This is a genomic window from Photobacterium sp. S4TG1 (assembly GCF_036040035.1).
GTDB lineage: Bacteria > Pseudomonadota > Gammaproteobacteria > Enterobacterales > Vibrionaceae > Photobacterium.
Genome location: NZ_JAYXUH010000033.1, coordinates 1 through 2,127, shown reverse-complemented (window position 1 = coordinate 2,127; position 2,127 = coordinate 1). Strand labels below are relative to the sequence as shown.

The 2,127-nt window shown below is 44.9% G+C and carries 1 protein-coding gene; it reads left to right on the top strand.

Features of this window, described 5'->3' with window-relative positions; genetic code table 11:
* Positions 1-2,058, top strand: a 2,058-nt coding sequence (gene adiA, locus VXS03_RS19970) for an arginine decarboxylase (protein WP_327765525.1), incomplete at its 5' end; no start/stop codon positions are given.
* Positions 2,059-2,127: the final 69 nt, after the last annotated feature.

The following is a 2,127-nucleotide window of genomic DNA, read 5'->3' as shown; positions in this document are numbered from 1 at the left end:
GTTGATTTGTTAGCAGCACTACAAGCACGTCAATCTGAAGTGCCAGTATTTCTACTAGCAGAACGCGCACGTACTTCTATCCTTAACAACCGCCAGTTAATGGAACGTGTTGATGAGTGTTATTCTGTACTAGAAGACACTGCTGACTTCGTTGCTGGCCGTATCGTTGCTTCAATGCGTCGTTACCGTGCACAAGTGTTACCACCGTTCATGAAAGCGATGATGCACTACAACGATATCCATGAGTACTCATGGTCTGCTCCAGGTCACCAAGGTGGTATTGGTTTTACTAAGACCCCTGCTGGTAACCAATTCTTTGAATTCTTCGGCGAAAACTTGTTCCGTACCGATATGGGTATCGAGCGTGCTGCACTAGGTTCACTACTTGACCACAGTGGCGCATTTAAAGATTCAGAAGTTGAAGCTGCTAAGATCTTCGGTGCTCACCAGTCTTACTCTGGTATCGTAGGTACTTCAGGTTCAAACCGTACTATCATGCAAGCATGTATGAAAGATGATGACATTGCTATTTGTGACCGTAACTGTCACAAATCAATTGAACAAGGTCTGATCCTAACGGGCGCACGTCCAATCTACATGGTGCCTAGCCGTAACTGCTACGGTATCATCGGTCCAATCAGCAAAGTTCAAATGAGCAAAGAAGGCATTGCGCTTAAAGCGAAAAATGCAGGTATTCCGTTCAATGCTGATGAGAAAAAAGCAAGCTACGCTGTAGTAACTAACTGTACTTACGACGGTTTATGTTACCACTCAGAAGTGACTGAAGCGCTACTAGGCGAAAGCTCTAGCCGTATTCACATGGATGAAGCTTGGTTTGGTTACGCACGTTTTAACCCTATCTACAAGGGTCACTACGCAATGCGTGGCGATGCTAAAGACCACACCGGTCCTACAGTATTTGCAACTCACTCAACGCACAAGTTATTGAATGCATTGTCTCAAGCATCATACATTCACGTACGTAACGGTGAAAACGCGATTAACTTCGATCGTTTCAACCAAGCTTACATGATGCACACTTCAACATCACCACTATACGCAATCTGTGCGTCTAACGATGTCGCTGCAAACATGATGAAGGGCGAAAGTGGTCTATCGCTAACGAACGAAGTTAACCGCGAAGCGATCATCTTCCGTCAAAACATGCGTCAACTATTCAACGATTACACGGCTGAAAACGATTGGTTCTTCAAGCCTTGGAACGCTGAAACTGTTACTGAAATGAACGGTGACAAAGTTAATTTCGAAGACGCTTCTGTTGAGTCACTAATGACTATCCAACAGAACTGGAAATTGACTCCTGGCGACAAGTGGCACGGCTTTGACGAAATCGACAATGACTGGTGTATGCTTGATCCAATCAAAGTGAGCTTGCTAACTCCGGGTCTTGACGACAACGGTAACTTCCTAGAAACAGGTGTTCCAGCAGCACTTGTTACTGCATACCTAGGTCGTTTCGGTATCGTACCAACACGTACCACTGACTTCCAAGTAATGTTCCTATTCTCAATGGGTATTACTAAAGGTAAGCGTGACACATTGATCAACACATTGTTGTCATTCAAGCGTCACTACGATGCTAACGCAGATATCGAAACATTACTGCCTGAGCTAGTAGCGTCTGCTCCTGAAGTTTACCGTGGTCTAGGTCTTAAAGATCTTGGTAACAAGATGTTTGAATACCTAGTACGTCACAACCCAAGCCAAGTACTGAACCACGCGTACTCAAGCCTTCCTGAAATGGAAGTGAAACCACGTACTGCTTACCAGTTCGTCGTATCTGATGACGTAGAACTAGTACCTTCTGACAAGCTTGTTGGTCGTGTTGCAGCGAACTCTGTTATCCCTTACCCACCAGGCATTCCAATGCTAATGGGTGGCGAAAACTTCGGTGATGATACAAGTCCTCAAATCCAGTACTTGAAAGCACTAGAAGCATGGGACGCTGAGTTCCCTGGTTTCGAACACGAAACTGAAGGCGCAGAAATCGAAGACGGTAAATACCACGTTCTTTGTATCAAAAAAGAAGCACTATAATCGCCTAATGCGATAATGTGACTACCCTATCAAATCCCTCGTTGGCAACAGCGAGGGATTTTTTTTACG